Source organism: Sulfitobacter sp. R18_1, from assembly GCF_017743915.1.
In the GTDB taxonomy this organism is placed as follows: domain Bacteria; phylum Pseudomonadota; class Alphaproteobacteria; order Rhodobacterales; family Rhodobacteraceae; genus Sulfitobacter; species Sulfitobacter faviae.
On record NZ_JAGHRG010000006.1, the window covers coordinates 229,002 to 245,667 of the forward strand.

General features: G+C 62.7%; 18 protein-coding genes. 5 read left to right on the forward strand and 13 right to left on the reverse strand.

Going from position 1 to position 16,666, the window contains the following annotated elements; genetic code table 11:
• Positions 1 to 3 precede the first annotated feature (3 nt).
• Entirely contained in the window at positions 4 to 801 is a 798-nt protein-coding gene (locus J7392_RS13710; RefSeq protein WP_209218078.1) for a helix-turn-helix transcriptional regulator, read from the reverse strand.
• A gap of 217 nt (positions 802 to 1,018) precedes the next feature.
• On the opposite strand from J7392_RS13710, the gene J7392_RS13715 reads away from it, so the two are divergent.
• Positions 1,019 to 1,378: a hypothetical protein gene (locus J7392_RS13715; RefSeq protein WP_209218080.1), complete on the forward strand. Its 360-nt coding sequence runs from the start codon at positions 1,019 to 1,021 to the stop codon at positions 1,376 to 1,378.
• Positions 1,379 to 1,390: 12 nt separating this feature from the next.
• Here J7392_RS13715 and ilvN read toward each other — a convergent pair whose 3' ends face one another.
• The 6 genes from ilvN to J7392_RS13745 form a co-directional block, all read right to left on the reverse strand.
• Positions 1,391 to 1,951, reverse strand: a complete 561-nt coding sequence (gene ilvN / locus J7392_RS13720; protein WP_067268661.1) for an acetolactate synthase small subunit — start codon at positions 1,949 to 1,951, stop codon at positions 1,391 to 1,393.
• Positions 1,952 to 2,022: 71 nt separating this feature from the next.
• On the reverse strand, positions 2,023 to 3,777 hold the full coding sequence (locus J7392_RS13725) for an acetolactate synthase 3 large subunit (protein ID WP_209218082.1): 1,755 nt from the start codon (positions 3,775 to 3,777) through the stop codon (positions 2,023 to 2,025).
• 388 nt (positions 3,778 to 4,165) lie between these two features.
• Entirely contained in the window at positions 4,166 to 4,984 is an 819-nt protein-coding gene (locus tag J7392_RS13730; RefSeq protein ID WP_209218084.1) for an arginyltransferase, read from the reverse strand.
• Between the two features lie 72 nt (positions 4,985 to 5,056).
• Positions 5,057 to 5,494: an RDD family protein gene (locus J7392_RS13735; protein WP_067268666.1), complete on the reverse strand. Its 438-nt coding sequence runs from the start codon at positions 5,492 to 5,494 to the stop codon at positions 5,057 to 5,059.
• 59 nt (positions 5,495 to 5,553) lie between these two features.
• Positions 5,554 to 5,961, reverse strand: coding sequence for a DUF2852 domain-containing protein (locus tag J7392_RS13740; protein ID WP_209218085.1), 408 nt, complete (start codon positions 5,959 to 5,961; stop codon positions 5,554 to 5,556).
• 133 nt (positions 5,962 to 6,094) lie between these two features.
• Complete coding sequence (locus J7392_RS13745; RefSeq protein ID WP_209218086.1) at positions 6,095 to 6,568, reverse strand: YbaK/EbsC family protein; 474 nt, start codon at positions 6,566 to 6,568, stop codon at positions 6,095 to 6,097.
• Positions 6,569 to 6,683: 115 nt separating this feature from the next.
• Here J7392_RS13745 and J7392_RS13750 point away from each other — a divergent pair, with 115 nt between their 5' ends.
• The 4 genes from J7392_RS13750 to J7392_RS13765 all read left to right on the forward strand — a co-directional run bounded on the left by J7392_RS13750 (position 6,684) and on the right by J7392_RS13765 (position 11,585).
• Positions 6,684 to 9,485 (forward strand): glutamine-synthetase adenylyltransferase, encoded by a 2,802-nt coding sequence (locus tag J7392_RS13750; RefSeq protein WP_209218088.1) that lies wholly within the window; start codon positions 6,684 to 6,686, stop codon positions 9,483 to 9,485.
• The gene (locus J7392_RS13755) at positions 9,482 to 9,745 is read left to right on the forward strand and encodes a hypothetical protein (RefSeq protein WP_209218089.1); all 264 of its coding nucleotides are present in this window, start codon (positions 9,482 to 9,484) and stop codon (positions 9,743 to 9,745) included. The genes J7392_RS13750 and J7392_RS13755 overlap by 4 nt, the downstream gene beginning before the upstream one ends.
• Before the next feature lie 62 nt (positions 9,746 to 9,807).
• Positions 9,808 to 11,034: a class I SAM-dependent rRNA methyltransferase gene (locus J7392_RS13760; RefSeq protein ID WP_209218091.1), complete on the forward strand. Its 1,227-nt coding sequence runs from the start codon at positions 9,808 to 9,810 to the stop codon at positions 11,032 to 11,034.
• On the forward strand, positions 11,034 to 11,585 hold the full coding sequence (locus tag J7392_RS13765) for a PIN domain-containing protein (RefSeq protein ID WP_209218093.1): 552 nt from the start codon (positions 11,034 to 11,036) through the stop codon (positions 11,583 to 11,585). Before J7392_RS13760 ends, J7392_RS13765 begins: the two co-directional genes overlap by 1 nt.
• On the opposite strand, the gene J7392_RS13770 is transcribed toward J7392_RS13765, so the two are convergent.
• From J7392_RS13770 to J7392_RS13795, 6 genes are all read right to left on the reverse strand, one after another.
• Positions 11,582 to 12,265, reverse strand: a complete 684-nt coding sequence (locus J7392_RS13770) for a M48 family metalloprotease (RefSeq protein ID WP_209218094.1) — start codon at positions 12,263 to 12,265, stop codon at positions 11,582 to 11,584. The genes J7392_RS13765 and J7392_RS13770 overlap by 4 nt on opposite strands.
• 73 nt (positions 12,266 to 12,338) lie before the next feature.
• Positions 12,339 to 12,770, reverse strand: coding sequence for an OsmC family protein (locus tag J7392_RS13775; protein ID WP_067630331.1), 432 nt, complete (start codon positions 12,768 to 12,770; stop codon positions 12,339 to 12,341).
• 74 nt (positions 12,771 to 12,844) lie between these two features.
• Positions 12,845 to 14,035: a VWA domain-containing protein gene (locus J7392_RS13780; protein ID WP_209218096.1), complete on the reverse strand. Its 1,191-nt coding sequence runs from the start codon at positions 14,033 to 14,035 to the stop codon at positions 12,845 to 12,847.
• The gene (locus J7392_RS13785; RefSeq protein WP_209218098.1) at positions 14,035 to 14,205 is read right to left on the reverse strand and encodes an apolipoprotein acyltransferase; all 171 of its coding nucleotides are present in this window, start codon (positions 14,203 to 14,205) and stop codon (positions 14,035 to 14,037) included. The genes J7392_RS13780 and J7392_RS13785 overlap by 1 nt, the downstream gene beginning before the upstream one ends.
• Positions 14,206 to 14,232: 27 nt before the next feature.
• Positions 14,233 to 15,603, reverse strand: a complete 1,371-nt coding sequence (locus J7392_RS13790) for a DUF2927 domain-containing protein (RefSeq protein ID WP_209218099.1) — start codon at positions 15,601 to 15,603, stop codon at positions 14,233 to 14,235.
• Positions 15,604 to 15,811: 208 nt separating this feature from the next.
• Positions 15,812 to 16,651, reverse strand: coding sequence for a MoxR family ATPase (locus tag J7392_RS13795; RefSeq protein WP_209218101.1), 840 nt, complete (start codon positions 16,649 to 16,651; stop codon positions 15,812 to 15,814).
• Positions 16,652 to 16,666 lie beyond the last annotated feature (15 nt).

Sequence of the window (16,666 nt, forward strand, 5' to 3'; positions counted from 1 at the left end):
GGCTCAGTTAAAGGGCGCATCAGGCTGAAGCAGGCGGCGGTGGTAGGGCATCAGCGCGTCGATGTCGGTGAACCCCGCCTGCCGCGCGGCGGGCAGCACGGTTTTGGGGTCTCTGCCGATATACTCATAGGTCAGCCGGGTCACCCGCGTGCCTGCGGCGCTTTCGGGGGCGGTCCGGGTGACGTAGCCCACCCAAAAGTTATTCTCGAAAGAGGCGACGCGGTTGAGATAGTTGAACGACCCGGTCAGCGTGCGACGCCGCGAAACGACGATGGAAACCCCATTCTCCTGCCGTGAGACGATGCCGCGATATTCCCGCGCCATCGGGTTAGTCGGCAGCTCTTGTGCACGCAGCGAAGGCGCGCTCTCATAGCCGCGGAGGAAGGTGCTGCTGCCATGGCGCGTGATAAAAACCACGCCGGTCACGAACCTGTCCTGATCCAGAAAAGACCGCCGCGCGAAACGGTAAAAACCGCTTGGGAAATCCCCCTCGGGCACATTTTGAACCCCGGTGCCCAAAAAGTCGCGCAAGAAGCTGTTGTTGATCGGATCTTGGTTCAGGGAAATCTCGGTCACGGGCTCTAGCAGCACCCGCGCGTCGATCTCGAAAAAGCGGCAGATCCGGGCCAGCACATCGGGCCGGGGGAAGCTTTCGCCCGAGAGGTAGCGGTTGAATTGCGTGCGATTGATGCCAAGCTGCCGGGCAAGGTCAGAGATCGAGGGGTAATCCGCTGCCAACTGGCGCAGATTGGCGCCGAACATGCTACGAAGTTCAGAGGGGGAGCGGTTGGGAGCGGACATGCAGCCTCGTTCTGATTTGCGTCGCGGCCTTAGAATAAAAGCCGTTATGGCCAGATGGTTAACAGACTGACGCGAAGGCGCGTCAAAGCTGACGCTGATTTGTAGCTGACCCTACTGGAACCGACACAAAATGCAAGCGGGCGTTGCATTATAACCTATGTTGCACCCCTTTCGATTGTCGCAGAATGGAGAGCAAACATCGAAAGCGGGGTGTACTATGATTGGTGTAGTTCTGTGGAGCGATAATAGCGCCGGAAAAGCGGTTTTCTGGTGCGAAGATCAAGGCGATCTTGCCTATTACGAAGAGCCGGCGATCCGTGTCGGGCAGGGGGCGGGGTTTGACACGGGCGATATGGTGCAGTTCGACGTCTCAGTGCATCGCAAGCTGCGTATCGCGGGCAACCCCCGGCTGGTGCAGGAGAAAGCGGCTTCGCATCTGCCCGAGGCGCTGCGGCAAGATAACCCCGTGGCGGCAGAGCCGGAGGCAGAGGGAAAGCGCCAGCAAGGCGCTCAGATCATACCCTTTACCGCCAAGCCCGGACCGCGCCAATTCCGCGCGGCCCAACTGAAAGCCTAAACGCCCCGCGTGTCAGACACCACGGGCGAGGGCGGCCACGCCGGTGCGGGCGACATCGGCCAGCCCCAACGGGCGCATCAACTCGGCGAAAGCGTCGATTTTGTCCGGCGCGCCGGTGATCTCGAAAACAAAGCTTTCGAGCGTGCTGTCGACCACATTGGCGCGGAAGATATCCGCCAGCCGCAGCGCTTCGACCCGATGTTCGCCCTTGCCGACGACTTTGAAAATCGCCAGTTCCCGTTCCACGCTCGGTCCTTCGACGGTGAGGTCATGCACCTCATGCACCGGCACGATGCGACCAACCTGCGCCTTGATCTGCTCGATCACCTGCGGCGTGCCGCTGGTGACGATGGTGATGCGCGACAGATGCCCGGTGTGGTCCACCTCGGCCACGGTCAGGCTGTCGATGTTATACCCCCGGCCCGAGAACAGGCCGATCACCCGCGCCAGCGCGCCGGGCTCGTTCTCGACCAGCACGGCCAGCGTGTGTTTTTCAACCACATCCGAGAAGTTGGGCCGTAGGTTATAGGCGGAATGCGAGGTCGCACCTTTTTTGATTTTTAGGGCAGCCATGTCTTCGTCCTTCTTCGTCTTCGCCGGAAACTTCAAAAATTTCCGGGACGTTTTCTTTTAAAGAAAACGGGTTACACCAATACCGAGCCTTTTGCGTCGATCACACCTTGGGTCTCATGATCGCCCGGCAACAGCATTTCGTTATGCGCCTTGCCGCTTGGGATCATCGGGAAGCAGTTCTCATGCTTCTCGACCAGACAGTCAAAGATCACTGGCCCGTCGTGGTTGATCATCTCCATGATCGCATCATCAAGGTCATCGGGGTCCGAGCAGATGATCCCCTTGGCGCCAAAGGCTTCGGCCAGTTTGACGAAATCGGGCAGGGCTTCGGACCAGCTTTGCGAATAGCGCTCACCATGCAGCAGTTCCTGCCACTGGCGCACCATGCCGAGCCGCTCGTTGTTGAGGATGAACTGTTTTACCGGCAGGCCAAATTGCATCGCCGTGCCCATCTCTTGCATGTTCATCAGCCACGAGGCTTCGCCTGCCACGTTGATCACCAGCGCCTCGGGGTGGGCCATCTGCACGCCGATGGAGGCGGGGAAACCATAGCCCATGGTGCCAAGGCCGCCCGAGGTCATCCAGCGGTTCGGCTCTTCAAAGCCGAGGTATTGCGCGGCCCACATCTGGTGTTGGCCTACTTCGGTGGTGATATAGCGGTCGTGATCCTTGGTCAGCGCTTCGAGCCGCGCCAGCGCGTGCTGGGGTTTGATCACCTTGCCGGATTGGTTGAACTTGAGGCAGTCGATGCTGCGCCACTCTTCAATCTGCTGCCACCATTTCGCCACCGCCTCGCTATTGGTCTTGCGGCCGCGCGACTTCCAGACCTTCAGTAGATCTTCGAGCACATGGGCCACATCGCCGACGATCGGAATGTCGATGCGGATCACCTTGTTGATCGACGATGGGTCGATGTCGATATGGGCCTTGGTGGATTTTGGGCTGAAACTGTCAATAACACCGGTGATCCGGTCGTCGAACCGCGCGCCGATGTTGATCATCAGGTCGCAGTCATGCATCGCCATATTGGCTTCGTAGAGCCCATGCATCCCGAGCATCCCAAGCCATTTCTCACCCGACGCCGGGTAGGCGCCGAGGCCCATCAGGGTCGAGGTGATGGGAAAGCCGGTGGCATCAACCAATTCGCGCAGCAACTGGCTCGCCGCCGGGCCGGAGTTGATGACGCCGCCGCCGGTGTAGAAAATCGGACGCTTCGCCGTCTCCATCGCCGCGACCAGTTCGGTGATCTCGGCCATGTCGCCCTTGACCTGAGGCTGATAGCGCGAGGTCGAGGGTTTGGGGGACTCGTAGTGGGCGGTGGCGAATTGCACGTCCTTGGGGATGTCGATCAGCACCGGGCCGGGGCGGCCATGGGTGGCGACATGGAAGGCTTCGTGCAGAGTGGCGCCAAGGGTATCGGTCTCTTTCACCAGCCAGTTGTGCTTGGTGCAGGGGCGGGTGATGCCCACGGTGTCGGCCTCTTGAAAGGCGTCGGAGCCGATCATGAAGGTCGGCACCTGACCGGTCAGCACCACCAGCGGAATGGAGTCGAGCAGCGCATCCGTGAGGCCCGTGACCGCATTCGTGGCACCGGGGCCGGAGGTCACCAGCACAACGCCCGGTTTGCCAGTGGAGCGGGCATAGCCTTCGGCGGCGTGCACCGCCCCTTGCTCATGGCGCACCAGAACGTGTTTGATCGAATTCTGCTGAAAGACCTCGTCGTAGATCGGTAGCACCGCGCCACCGGGATATCCAAAGACGGTGTCCACACCCTGGTCAATCAGGGCTTGGACGATCATTTTCGCTCCGGTCATCTGGCGTTTCATCTTGGGTGCTCCGTAAGGCAGGTTATTGCGATTGGCATAAAAAAACCCCCGGTCTGACGGGGGCGCATGGGAAGGATTATGGTCTACCGTTACCGGCCCATGCGCGTGTGTCTTACAATAATGACTAGGTCGGTCATCTTAAGGGTCCTCTAAGCGTGGCGTGAGATTAGGAGGGGGAAAGAGGGGCGTCAACAGCGAAATGGCGAAAATCTTGTGCGTCGGGCGGGATTATTTGTAGGTTTATTTCGCAGCACGCCTCATATGCGTTATTTTTGGAAAGATTTGATCGGCATGGCGTACTTTCCTGCATTTCCGGCGCGGTATCGCACAAAGCAAAACGGGCCGCCCAAGGGGCCGCCCGGTAATAGTGCCAAATCAATAGGTTTCCTCAGCGCGGGCTGACATCCGGCAGGGTGATATTGGCCACCTGTTCGGCGATGGGATCGTTGCTGAGCGGATGCTGGTCGGGCACGAAACCCTCAGGATCGCGCATCTTTTGCCACTGGCCCCCCATATAGACCTCTAGCCCCGAGAATTTGGCCTTATATCCCATCTTCTGGCTGCCGGGCACCCAATAGCCCAGATAGACATAAGGCAGCCCCGCCGCGCGGGCGATTTCGATATGGTCGAGGATAATGTAATTGCCCAGCCCGTTGCGGGGCCGGTCGGGGGTGTAGAAGGAATAGACCATGCTCACCCCGTCGCCCAGCACATCGGTCAGGCAGACACCGACGAGGGTATTGTCGGCCTCGGGGTCGGTATATTCGATGACCCGGCTGCGGATCGGCGTTTCCTCGATCATCGCAGCGAATTCGAACACGTCCATATCCGCCATGCCCCCATCCGCATGGCGGCTGTCGAGATAGCTGCGGAAAAGGTCATATTGCTCTTCCGTGGCCCAAGGCGATGTCGCGCGGCGTTCCAGCCTCGCGTTGCGCTTCAGGATGCGGCGCTGGCTTTTGCTGGGGCGGAAAGCGGCCACGTCGATCCGCGCGGAAAGACAAGCGGCGCAATCGGCACAGGAGGGGCGGTACAGAACATTTTGCGAGCGGCGGAAACCTTGGCTCGACAGACTGTCATTCAGACGTGCGGCATTATCGCCCTGAAGGGCGGTGAACAGCTTGCGCTCCATCCGGCCCTCCAGATAGGGGCAGGGTTGCGGCGCTGTGACATAGAATTGCGGTGTCAAAGGCAGTGTATGTCGCATGGGCTTCCAACATTTATCGGGGGATGCTATCAACCACCCCCCGCTCCGCCAAGGGCAAATTTGCCTGCGCCCCTAGCGGCTGAGCCGCCGGTTCACCGGCACGGTGCCAAGCGCCATGTCCGTAAGGCTTTGACGGCGGGCCGTGGTGCAGATGAGAACGGCCGAGACGACCTGAATGATGGTGACCGTCATCGACAGCGAATAGCCGATGGTATGCAAAAGCGCGGTCATGAAATCAAAGGGCCGGTCGCGGTGGTCGCGCAGCTCCATCGCCATCAGGCGCATCCCCCATGTGGCCGAGCCGCTGGTCAGCGTGGCCACCCGGTAGGCAAAGCCCACCACCAGCGTCAGGAAGGGGAAAAAGAACAGCCCCGTAAAGGCCGTGAACGGCAAGATCAGCACGCAAAAGAGCAGGACAAGGGTCACATCGATGACCCAAGCCAGCAGCCGTTTGCCAGCGATGCCGTCATAGAATTGCGGGTGTAGGTCGGGGTCTGGGGTCTGGGTCATGTCTTGTCCTGCGAAAGGCCCCCCGGGCGGGATGCCGGGGGGCGGGGGTCAGGGTGCGATTAGGCGTTTGTGGCCGTCTCGTCCCGCTTGGCGCGTTCGTCCATGAACTGGTCGAACTCGGCCTTGTCCTTGGCCTCGCGCAGACGCTCAAGGAAGGCTTCGAAGTTGTGCTGCTCTTCCTCCAAACGGCGCAGCGTGTCGGCCTTATAGGCGTCAAAGGCGCGGTTGCCGGTGCTGCGCGACATCATCGCGCGGCTGGATTTGCGGCTGCAGGATTTCGAAGAGAACATGCGTTTGCTCCAAGTCATATAGGCAAGAAGGGCGAGGCCGAGGGGCCAAAAGAAGATGAAGCCGAGCACCATGGCGGCGATCCATGCGCCTTTGCCGCGTGCGTCCATCCAAGCTTCCGTCCGGGCCAGCCAGCTGGGGCGGGGGGAGTAGGTCGGGTCGGTGGTCACTGTCGTCATTGTTGAGCCTTTCGGTCGTGACGGGCCTGTCGCCGGCCCGGGCGTTTCGGATAATGTGAATGTCTTTCACATTGAATAGATCGGAACGCCGAACCCGTTTCGCAAGGGGCTATGTGAATGTTTTTTACATTATTTAGGAAGCGACAGTGAAATCAGCGACTTGCGCACCCGAAAGCTGCGCCATTCTCTGCGGTTCAAGACAGAAAACGTGATGCGGCGTGCCCGCAGCGGCCCAGACCAGCGGGAATTGCAGCAGGTTGCGGTCAAACCAAGCGCGCGGCGGTGTAATATGCCCCAAAGGCGCGACACCGCCGATGGCAAAGCCAATCTGCGCGCGGATCAGCGCGGCATCGGCCTTACCCAAAGGCTCTCCGGCCAGCGCTGCGGCCTGTTCGAGATCGACCTGCTGCGCGCCCGCGGTGATGAAGAGCAGCGCCGCCCCGCTGTCTTCGCCGCGCAGAACGATTGATCTCGCGATCTGGTCAACGGCGCAATCAAGCGCCGTGGCCGCATCCACCGCCGTCCGCGCCAAAGCCGTCTCGCGGATTTCCGGCGTCACCCCCGCGGCCTCCAGCGTGGCGCGGACCCGTTTCAAACTCTTGCTCATTCTCTGCCCCTTGTCGCATCGCGCCCCCTCAGGGCGCGCGCCAAAGTCGTAGCAAGCCCGCGCCCTGCCGCAACCCCCATTGACGCCGCTTGGATCAGCCCGCAAAGCTGGCCCCATGACAGACCCATCTCTCGCCGCCCGGATCACCCGCTCCCCCCGTGTCTATCACCGCGAACGCGCGCAGGATGCGGCGGCCCTGCTGCCCGATCTCGCGCCGGAGTTGCGCGAAATGATCTCGGCTGCGGCCTCGACCGCGCCCTATCTGATGGCGCTTTTGGAGAAAGAGGCGGGCTGGCTGAGCGCGGCGGTGGCAAACCCCGAAGGCGCTCTGGCCGAGAATTGCGCGGCAGCGGCGGAACTGGCCCCCGACCGGCTTGCCGATGGGCTGCGGCAGGGCAAGCGGCGTATGGCGCTGCTGACCGCGCTGGCCGATCTGGGCGGGGCATGGTCGCTGGAGGAGGTGACCGGTGCGCTGACGGAATACGCCGATGCCGCCTGCGGCGCGGCCCTGCGGGCGGGGCTGGCGGCACAGATCAAACGCGGCAAGCTGCCGGGCATGACGATGGACGATCTTTCCGATTGCGCCGGCATGGTCGTCTTTGCCATGGGCAAGATGGGCGCGGGGGAGCTGAACTATTCCTCCGACATCGACCTGATCTGCCTTTTCGACGAAAGCCGTTTCGCGCCGGATGATTTCCACGCCGCCCGCAGCGCCTTCATCAAAGCCACGCGCGCCATGTCTGCCACGCTGAGCGAAAACACTGCCCAAGGCTATGTCTTCCGCACGGACCTACGCCTGCGCCCCGACCCGGCGGTCACCCCCGTCTGCATCGCGATGGAGGCGGCAGAACGCTACTACGAAAGCCTTGGCCGCACATGGGAGCGCGCGGCCTATATCAAGGCCCGTCCGGCAGTGGGCGACATCGCGGCAGGCGAGGCGTTTTTGCAATCCCTGCGCCCCTTCGTCTGGCGCCGCCATTTGGATTTCGCTGCCATCCAAGACGCTCACGACATGCGGCTGGCGATCCGTGAGCACAAGGGCTTGGGCGGCCCGATCACCCTGCCGGGCCATGACATGAAACTGGGCCGGGGCGGCATCCGCGAGATCGAGTTTTTCACCCAGACCCGGCAGCTCATCGCCGGGGGCCGGGATGCGGAGCTGCGGCCCCGTGGGACGCTGGCAGGGTTGCAGGTGCTGGCCGAGAAGAACTGGGTGCCCAAAGAGGTCGCCGAAACGCTTGGCGATCATTACCGCGCACACCGCACGGTAGAGCACCGCTTGCAAATGGTGCAGGACGCGCAGACCCACACGCTGCCCCGCAATGATGCCGATTTTGAACGTCTGGCCGCCATGATGGACATGGATGTCAATGACTTGCAGGCCGATCTTCATAGCCGACTTCAAGCCGTGCACGACCTGATCGAAAGCTTTTTCGCCGCCACGAGGGAAGAGCCCGAAGCCGCCCGCCCGGCGCATCAATTCGACACCTCGGTGCTGGACCGTTGGCCCAGCTATCCCGCGCTGCGCTCGGAGCGGGGGGCGGATATTTTCGGGCGGCTGAAGCCACTGCTGCTCGACCGTCTGGCGCAATCTGCGAAACCGGATGAGGGGCTTTTGGCCTTTGACGGTTTTCTCGCGGGATTGCCCGCCGGGGTGCAGCTCTTCTCGCTTTTGCGGGCCAATCCGCAACTGGGCGATCTCTTGGTGGATATCGTCGCCACATCGCCCGCGCTTGCCACGCATCTGTCGCGCAACTCCGGCGTTTTCGACGCGGTGATCGGCGGCGATTTCTTCTCGGACTGGCCGGGGCAGACCAAGCTGACCGAGATGCTGGCGCAGCATCTGGCGGGGGAGGCGGACTATGAGTTGCGCCTTGACGGCACCCGCCGTTGGGCGCACGAATGGCATTTTCGGATCGGCGTGCATCTGCTGCGCGGGCTGATCGACGCGGCCACCGCCGGGCGGCAGTATGCCGAGCTTGCCCAAGCCGTTTTGCAGGCGCTTTGGCCCGTGGTCGTCGATCAATTCGCCACCCGCCATGGCCCGCCGCCGGGGCGCGGGGCGGTGATCCTTGGCATGGGTTCGCTCGGGGCCGGGCGGCTCACGCCGACCTCGGACCTTGATATGCTGGTGATCTATGACGCGGATGGGGTGGAGAGTTCCGATGGCCCCAAACCCCTCGCCACGCGCAGCTATTACGCGCGGCTGACCCAAGCGATGATCACCGCGATGACCGCGCCGATGGCCCAAGGCAAGCTCTACGACATCGATATGCGCCTGCGCCCTTCGGGCAATCAGGGGCCGGTGGCGACCAGCCTTGCCAGTTTCGAGAGCTATCAGAAAGAACAAGCATGGGTGTGGGAGCATCTGGCCCTCACCCGCGCCCGGGTGATCGCGGGGGCAGAGGATCTGGGCCGCGATGTTAACGCGCTGTGCAAAGACATCCTCAGCCGCGCCGCCCCGCGTGACAAGGTGCTGGGGGAGGTGGCCGATATGCGCCGCCGCATCGCCGCCGCCCGCAGCCCCGCAGGCGCGCTCGACGCCAAGACCGGCGCGGGCCGGTTGCAGGATATCGAACTCTTCGCGCAGGCGGGGGCGCTCATCGGCGGCACTGGCGCGCGTGAGATCGACGCGGGCCTTGCCGCCGCGCGCGACGAAGGGGTGATCGACACCGATGGGGAGGCGACCCTCTCCGCCGCCTATACCGACGCTTGGACCCTGAACTGCGCCGCGCGGCTGCTCTCGGCCAATCCGATTGAGGCGGGGGCGATGGGGCAGGCGGGGGCGAGTTTCCTCTGCCGGGTGCTGGAATGTGACGACCTCTCTGCCTTGGAACGCAAGATGCAGACCGACTACAACAGCGCCGCGCAGATCATCAACGCAGCGCTGCCAATGCCGGGGCGGGAGGGCGCATGAGCGATCCCGACGACCCCAAGGGCCTGATCCGCGAATCCTACCGCATGGAGGGGATCGGCCCCGCCGAATGCCGCAGCATCTTCCTTGATTGGGCCCTGAGCTTGCCCGAAGGGCAGGACAGCGCCGCCGCCATGACCCGATTGCTGGAACGTCACCGCGCCGCCGCCGATCACCCGATGACCCAAGTGCTGCGCGAGGGGCAGACGACGCTGACCACCCCGCGCCGCCGGGGCGGGTGGCGGGGCAGGGCGCGCAACTGACCGCCGATCGGGGCTTGCGAAACCTCTTTCCCCAGCCGCGCGAACGCAGTACGAGGGGCGCTATGACAACGCCCCAAACCCCCTCCGCCCCGCAGCCTGCCACACGTCCCGTGGTGCGCCTATTGCCCAAGGCCAATGCCCGCGCCATCCGCCACGGCTTTCCTTGGGTCTATGCAAATGAACTGGTCACCGACCGCCGCACGCGCGGGCTCGCCCCCGGTACGCTGGCGCTGTTGGAGGATGCCGAGCGCAAGCCCATGGGGCTGGTCGCGGTCAATCCGAATTCCAAGATCATCGCCCGGATGATCGACCAAGACGCCGAGACGCAGATCGATCAGGCTTGGTTCGAAGCGCGCCTCAATCGCGCCCTTCAACTGCGCAGCCAGCTTTACGATCAACCCTATTACCGCCTGATCCATGCCGAGGCCGATGGCCTGCCGGGTGTCATCATCGACCGTTTCGGCGATACCTGCGTGATCCAACCCAATGCCGCTTGGGCCGATGCGCTGATTGAGCCGCTCGTCGCCGCGCTGCAATCGGTGACGGGCGTGCACAACGTACTCAAAAACGCCTCAGGCCGGACCCGCAAGCTCGAAGGGCTAGACGATGCCTCTTCCACGTTGGCGGGCGAAACGCCCGAGGGGCCGCTGCCGGTGCCGATGAATGGCGCGACCTATATGGCCGACCTCACCGGCGGGCAGAAAACCGGCCTGTTCTATGACCAGCGCCCGAACCACGCCTTTGCCGCCAATCTTGCGCGAAATGGCGCGCGGGTGCTCGATGTCTTCTCTCACGTCGGCGGCTTCTCCCTTGCGGCACTTGCGGGCGGCGCATACTCGGCGCTGGCGGTGGACGGCTCCGCCCCCGCGCTGGAACTGGCCGAGGCCGGGGCCACGGCGATGGGCATGCAAGACCGTTTCGCCACCCGCCAAGGCGATGCTTTCGACGTGCTCACCGCCCTGCGGGACGAGGGCGAGACTTTCGACGTGGTGATCTGCGACCCGCCCGCCTTTGCCCCCTCGCGCCAAGCGGTCGACGCAGGGCTTCGTGCCTATGAACGCGTCGCGCGGCTCTCGGCGCAGCTGGTGGCAGAGAATGGCATTCTGGGGCTCTGCTCCTGCTCACATGCCGCTGATCTGAACCAATTCCGCACCGCCTCCGTCCGCGGCATCGGTCGGGCCGGACGCCGCGCCATGCTGCTGCACACCGGTTTCGCCGGGGCGGACCACCCGCAATTGCCGCAGCTTGCGGAAAGCGGTTACCTCAAATCGCTGTTTTTCCGGCTGTGATGAAAACGCGCCCCCGTGTGCTGATCGACACCTGCGTGCTCTACCCCACGGTGATGCGCGAAATGGTGTTGGGTGTGGCAGCAAGGGGCGCGTTCGAGCCGGTCTGGTCGGCGCGTATCTTAGAAGAATGGGCCCGTGCAGCGATCAAGCTTGGGCCCACGGGCGAAGCACAAGCGCGGGCCGAGATCGCACTGCTGCGCGGCAACTGGCCGGGGGCCGAACGCGCGGCCTCCCCCAGCCTACAGGCGCGGCTTTGGTTGCCGGATGCGAATGACATTCATGTTCTGGCCGTCGCCGTGGCCAGCAGCGCCGACATGATCCTGACGCTGAACGCCAAGGATTTCCCCCGCCAAATCCTCGCCGAAGAGGGGCTGAGCCGGGCCGATCCTGACAGCTATCTGCATGGGATTTGGCAAGCGACACCGGAATTGGTCGCCCCCGTGGCCGACGCCGTCTTGCAAGAGGCGCGGCGGCTGTCGGGCGAGCAATGGGAGATGCGCGCCCTGCTGAAAAAGGCACGGCTGCCGCGGCTGGCAAAGGCTCTGGCCTAGCCCTCCCACCGCAGTTGCAGCTTGCGCAGTTCGGCGACACGTTCCTCGGTCTTGGGGTGGCTCAGCAGCCACGCGGGCGGGCGTCCAGCGCCGTTTTGGCTGAGCGCGTCCAACTTCTCGAACAGGGAAATCTGCGGGCCGATGCCGATGCCCGCTTTGGTCAGCAGGGCGGCGGCATAGGCGTCTGCCTCATACTCATCCCCGCGTGAGAGGCGGGCAGCCAGCAGGCTGGTCAGCCCGTTTGCGATCAGCACACCGATCCCGGGAATGATCCGCCCAAGCACCATCGCCAGCGCCGTGCGCAGGGCGTTTTGGCCCGAGAAATCAATCATCCGCCGCCGCGAATGGCCAAGCGCCACATGGCCCAACTCATGCGCGATGACGCTCGCCAATTCCTCAGCTGTTACCGCACCTTGGCGAAACTTGTTGTAAAACCCGCGGGTGATGAAAATGCGCCCATCGGGGGCTGCCAGCCCGTTGACCGGTTCGATCTCATAAAGATGCACCTTTATGCGCGGCAGGTCCAACGCCTTTGCCATCTTGGCGCTCATGTCGTTGAGTTTGGGGTCCACCAAGGGGGTTGATTTCGCGTCCAGCTCGCGCGCCGTGCGCCAAGCGGAGAAACGATACATGGCCAGCGCGTAAAGGATGGCCAGCAGGATGGGGAGAAAGCGGATCATGCCCGCAATATGGGCAGGCCGAGGGCCGGGGGCAAGCGGCACAAGGCCGCGCCCCCGGTTTCATGTCATGCGATCAGACGAGTTTTGCGTCCATCGTGATCTCGGCGGTCAGCAGCTTGGAGATCGGGCAGTTCTCTTTGGCGGTCTTCGCGGCTTTGTCGAAGTCCTCTTGGCTCGCGCCGGGGATGCTGGCCTCGACCGTCAGATGCACTTTGGGCACGTGGAAGCCGCCGTCTTTCTCTTCTAGATGCACTTCTGCCTTGGTCTCGATGCTGTCGGGCGTCAGGTCGCTTTGCCCAAGGATCATCGACAACGCCATGGAGAAACAAGACGCATGGGCCGCACCGATCAGCTCTTCTGGGTTGGTGCCTTCCTTGCCTTCGAAACGGGTGTTGAAGCCATAGGGCTGGTCAGACAGCACACCGCTTTGGGTTGAGACATGGCCCTTGCCCTCTTTGAGCGAGCCTTCCCATTTTGCGCTGCCGGTTTTTACGATCGAAGCCATTGGAATATCCTTTCACTGCGCTTGCGTTCGTCCCCTCAACTGGCGCAGGGCGGAAAGGTTTCAAGGCCGAGCGTTCAAGATCGCGTCATGGTCTTAATGCCCCGGCTCAGCCCTTCGAGGGTCATCGGCACCATGGCCTCGGGGCCGAAAATCTCTTGGATCATCGCGATCGACTGGGTGTAGCCCCACTGCCGTTCCGGCACCGGGTTGATCCACAGGTGGTTCGGCCATTGATCCCGCGCACGGGCGAGCCATGTGGCCCCGCTTTCCGCGTTCCAATGCTCATTCGCGCCGCCGGGATAGGCGATCTCATAGGGCGACATGGAGGCGTCGCCCACGAAGATACATTTATAATCAGAGCCGTAACTGCGCAGCACCTCATGGGTGGGGATCTGCGCATCCCAACGGCGGCGGTTGTCGCGCCAGACACCTTCGTAAAGGCAGTTGTGGAAATAGAAATGCTCAAGATGTTTGAACTCGCCCCGCGCGGCGCTGAACAGTTCTTCGACGACCTTCACATGCGGATCCATAGAGCCGCCGATGTCGAGAAACAGAAGCACTTTCACGGCATTACGCCGCTCTGGCCGGGTTTTCACATCGAGATAGCCATGCTCTGCCGTGGCGCGGATGGTGCCGTTCAGGTCGAACTCCTCTGCCGCCCCGTCGCGCGCCCAACGGCGCAGACGTTTAAGCGCCAGTTTGATGTTGCGGGTGCCGATCTCGACGTTGTCATCCAGATTGCGGAACTCGCGCTTGTCCCAAACCTTGACCGCGCGCTGGTGGCGGCTTTCCTTCTGGCCGATGCGCACGCCCTCGGGGTTGTAGCCGTATGCACCGAAAGGCGAGGTGCCCGCCGTGCCGACCCATTTCGAGCCGCCCTGATGCCGTCCCTTTTGCTCCTCGAGTCGCTTTTTCAGCGTCTCCATCAGCTTGTCGAAACCGCCCGCGGCTTCGATCTCGGCCTTTTCCTCGGGCGTAAGATGCTTTTCGGCCATTTTGCGCAGCCAGTCTTCGGGCAGGTCCACGGCCTCGAGCACGTCATCAAGGCTGATGTTCTCAAGCCCCTTAAAGGCCGCTGCAAAGGCGCGGTCGAACTTGTCGATGTTGCGCTCGTCCTTCACCATCGACACGCGGGCGAGGTAGTAAAACGCCTCAACGTCATAGGTGGCCAGCCCCGCCTTCATGCCTTCGAGAAAGGCCAGAAACTCGCGCAGCGAGACCGGGACACCGTGGCGGCGGAGTTGATCGAAGAATGGCAGAAACATCAGAGGCTCAGCGCGCGGTCCAGAAGGACCGTGGCGATCATGCCGACGATCAGGAAGGCAAAGCCGTAGCCCGTTGCATATTGCGCGATGTCTTTGCGGTTGCCGCCACGTTTGCGGGCCGTTAGCCCGCCGATTATCGCGCCGATCAATGCCAATCCGATTGCTATCATTGTCTATCGCCCGTCTATGTTGCGGGCCTATCCATTGCGCGGGTTCAGGGACGCGATTTCGCGCAGCTTGGCCCGCACGGCCCAGTCAGGGCCAAAGCCGTATCGCGCCCAGCCGATGCTGTCCAGCCTGACGCGGCGCGCCTCAATGCCGCGGCCTTCGATCTCCAGCGCTTCGGCCTTGAGCAGCATGAGCGTGGCCAGAAGGGCGGCGTTTTCGCTGGCTTCGGCAATCGGCAGATGCGGCTCGATCAGGGCGAGCGCGCCTGCACCGTCGCCGGTGGTCACTGCATAGCCCGCACGCTGCGTGGCGACATAGGCGCGATGCAGCGTGGTGCCGGGGGTGCGGGCATAAAGTGCGTCGGCCATCTGGTAATGTGTCTGCGCGGCGGCAGGATCGGTCATCTGCGTGACGCGGCCCATAGCGTAATGCGAGAATGCGTGGCGGTTGTCCTGCCAACCCTGCGTTTGGGCGATGCGCAGCGCATCTTGGGCCGCAGACATCCGGGCGTTGCGGCCCACGTCGCGGCCAAGGGCCGTCTGGATGGCGCGGCTCCAGACCTGCGGCGTGGCGCGCGCGGGGCGGGGGGCAACGGTGCCGCCGCCGGGGTTTACCCGCGCCAAAATGCCCGGCAGGCGCGCGGCGACCTCGTCGCGGGTCATGCCAGAGCGCAGCGCCGGGTCATTGTAGATGCGCAGCACCAGCATGTCGAAACCGGTCAGCACCGTATGCACATTGTCGTCGTTAAAGACCGAATCCGGCAGGCGGTAGAGATCGTTCAGCGGCCCAAGCGCTTGGGCCAATTCCTCATGCAGGCAGTCGCGGCTTTCTTGCGGGCTTACGTCATTGGGTAGGAAAATCGCCAGTTTGCGCCGCTCGGTCAGGCGGGTCCAATCGGTGGCGGCGGAGCGCCTCGTGCGGCGGTATTCTTCCAGTGTGCTGACATTCGGCACCACGAAACAAGCCGCCTGCGGCAAGAGCCGCCGGATCTGGCTGCGGTTCACCGCTTGAATGGTGATGCTCGCCTCTCCGCCCGTGACCTCACGCAGTTCCATCCCGGCTTCCCGGCGCAGACGGGCCAGCAGCCGCGCAAGGTCCGGCCCCAAGGTCGCAGGTGGCTGCCCCAAAACCCGCAGGGTGATTGGCCCCTCAAAGCGGGTCAGAACGGGCAGGACCCGGCCACTTTCCATCCGAAAGGACAGATCAAGGAAATCTTCGGCCAAGGCAGCATTCGACACATGCGGCGTCGTGGGGCGGGCTTGGGCGAACTGCTTCATCGGGGGCAGGGTGCTGTCGGCGATCACCGCGCGGGTCGCCACCTCGGAATGGGAGGCCGGCACGCAGGCGTTTAGCAACATCATCAGCGGCAGGATCAGCCGCGCCTTCACCCCGCGCCTCATGCGCTTGGGCCTTTGCGCGGCCTATTCCGCTGTGATCTATCGCAAACTGCGCATGGCGCTGCCGCTGTCTGTCCTTGCATTTGCCTGCCCCATCGGTCGTTTAAACCCGGGTCTTGGTGCCCGTGATTGACCTCAGCCTAGGCAGGCGAAAAATCAAAAGCGAGGAAAATACCCGCTTTTGACGTAAAGTCGCATTTGTGTTGCCGCTCTACCGCTGGCGGCGCGCCATAAAGGCCAGCCGCTCGAACAGATGCACATCCTGCTCGTTTTTCAGCAGCGCGCCATGCAGTTTGGGCAGGGCGTTGGGGCCATCCTTGGCCAGATCCTCGGCGTCCATATCCTCGGCCAGCAGCAGTTTCAGCCAGTCCAGCACCTCGGAGGTCGAGGGCTTTTTCTTTAGCCCCTGTTGCTCACGGATTTCGTAGAACTGCGTCAGCGCCGTGGTCAGCAGTTGCTGTTTGACGCCCGGATGGTGCACTTCGACGATCTGCTTCAGGGTCTCCATTTCAGGGAAACGGATGTAGTGAAAGAAACAGCGACGCAGGAAAGCATCGGGCAGTTCTTTTTCATTGTTGGAGGTGATGATCACGATGGGGCGCTGACGCGCGCGGATCGTCTCGCCCGTCTCATAGACAAAGAACTCCATCTTATCCAATTCCTGCAACAGATCGTTGGGGAATTCGATATCGGCTTTGTCGATCTCATCGATCAGCAGCACGACCTTTTCATCGGCATCAAAGGCCTGCCAAAGCTTGCCCTTGCGGATGTAGTTCTTGACGTCATGCACGCGCTCATCGCCCAATTGGCTGTCGCGCAGGCGGTTCACGGCGTCGTATTCGTAAAGCCCCTGTTGCGCGCGTGTGGTCGATTTGATGTTCCATTCGATCATGCGCAGACCCAAGGCGTCGCTGACCTGCCGCGCCAATTCGGTTTTGCCGGTGCCGGGCTCACCTTTCACCAGAAGCGGACGCTCCAAGGTAACCGCCGCATTCACGGCGATTTTCAGGTCATCGGTGGCGACGTAGTCTTTGGTGCCTTGAAATTTCATCTTGTTTTCAACCTC

What these genes read in the sequence shown, in the direction of transcription:
- J7392_RS13780 (WP_209218096.1), bottom strand. Translation starts at nt 14,035, where the DNA reads ATGTTTCTGCCATTCTTCGATCAACTCCGCCGCCACGGTGTCCCGGTC.
- J7392_RS13725 (WP_209218082.1), bottom strand. Translation starts at nt 3,777, where the DNA reads ATGAAACGCCAGATGACCGGAGCGAAAATGATCGTCCAAGCCCTGATT.
- J7392_RS13710 (WP_209218078.1), bottom strand. Translation starts at nt 801, where the DNA reads ATGTCCGCTCCCAACCGCTCCCCCTCTGAACTTCGTAGCATGTTCGGC.
- ilvN (WP_067268661.1), bottom strand. Translation starts at nt 1,951, where the DNA reads ATGGCTGCCCTAAAAATCAAAAAAGGTGCGACCTCGCATTCCGCCTAT.
- J7392_RS13735 (WP_067268666.1), bottom strand. Translation starts at nt 5,494, where the DNA reads ATGACCCAGACCCCAGACCCCGACCTACACCCGCAATTCTATGACGGC.
- J7392_RS13790 (WP_209218099.1), bottom strand. Translation starts at nt 15,603, where the DNA reads ATGAGGCGCGGGGTGAAGGCGCGGCTGATCCTGCCGCTGATGATGTTG.
- J7392_RS13785 (WP_209218098.1), bottom strand. Translation starts at nt 14,205, where the DNA reads ATGATAGCAATCGGATTGGCATTGATCGGCGCGATAATCGGCGGGCTA.
- J7392_RS13795 (WP_209218101.1), bottom strand. Translation starts at nt 16,651, where the DNA reads ATGAAATTTCAAGGCACCAAAGACTACGTCGCCACCGATGACCTGAAA.
- J7392_RS13775 (WP_067630331.1), bottom strand. Translation starts at nt 12,770, where the DNA reads ATGGCTTCGATCGTAAAAACCGGCAGCGCAAAATGGGAAGGCTCGCTC.
- J7392_RS13740 (WP_209218085.1), bottom strand. Translation starts at nt 5,961, where the DNA reads ATGACGACAGTGACCACCGACCCGACCTACTCCCCCCGCCCCAGCTGG.
- J7392_RS13760 (WP_209218091.1), top strand. Translation starts at nt 9,808, where the DNA reads ATGACAACGCCCCAAACCCCCTCCGCCCCGCAGCCTGCCACACGTCCC.
- J7392_RS13730 (WP_209218084.1), bottom strand. Translation starts at nt 4,984, where the DNA reads ATGCGACATACACTGCCTTTGACACCGCAATTCTATGTCACAGCGCCG.
- J7392_RS13755 (WP_209218089.1), top strand. Translation starts at nt 9,482, where the DNA reads ATGAGCGATCCCGACGACCCCAAGGGCCTGATCCGCGAATCCTACCGC.
- J7392_RS13745 (WP_209218086.1), bottom strand. Translation starts at nt 6,568, where the DNA reads ATGAGCAAGAGTTTGAAACGGGTCCGCGCCACGCTGGAGGCCGCGGGG.
- J7392_RS13715 (WP_209218080.1), top strand. Translation starts at nt 1,019, where the DNA reads ATGATTGGTGTAGTTCTGTGGAGCGATAATAGCGCCGGAAAAGCGGTT.
- J7392_RS13765 (WP_209218093.1), top strand. Translation starts at nt 11,034, where the DNA reads ATGAAAACGCGCCCCCGTGTGCTGATCGACACCTGCGTGCTCTACCCC.
- J7392_RS13770 (WP_209218094.1), bottom strand. Translation starts at nt 12,265, where the DNA reads ATGATCCGCTTTCTCCCCATCCTGCTGGCCATCCTTTACGCGCTGGCC.
- J7392_RS13750 (WP_209218088.1), top strand. Translation starts at nt 6,684, where the DNA reads ATGACAGACCCATCTCTCGCCGCCCGGATCACCCGCTCCCCCCGTGTC.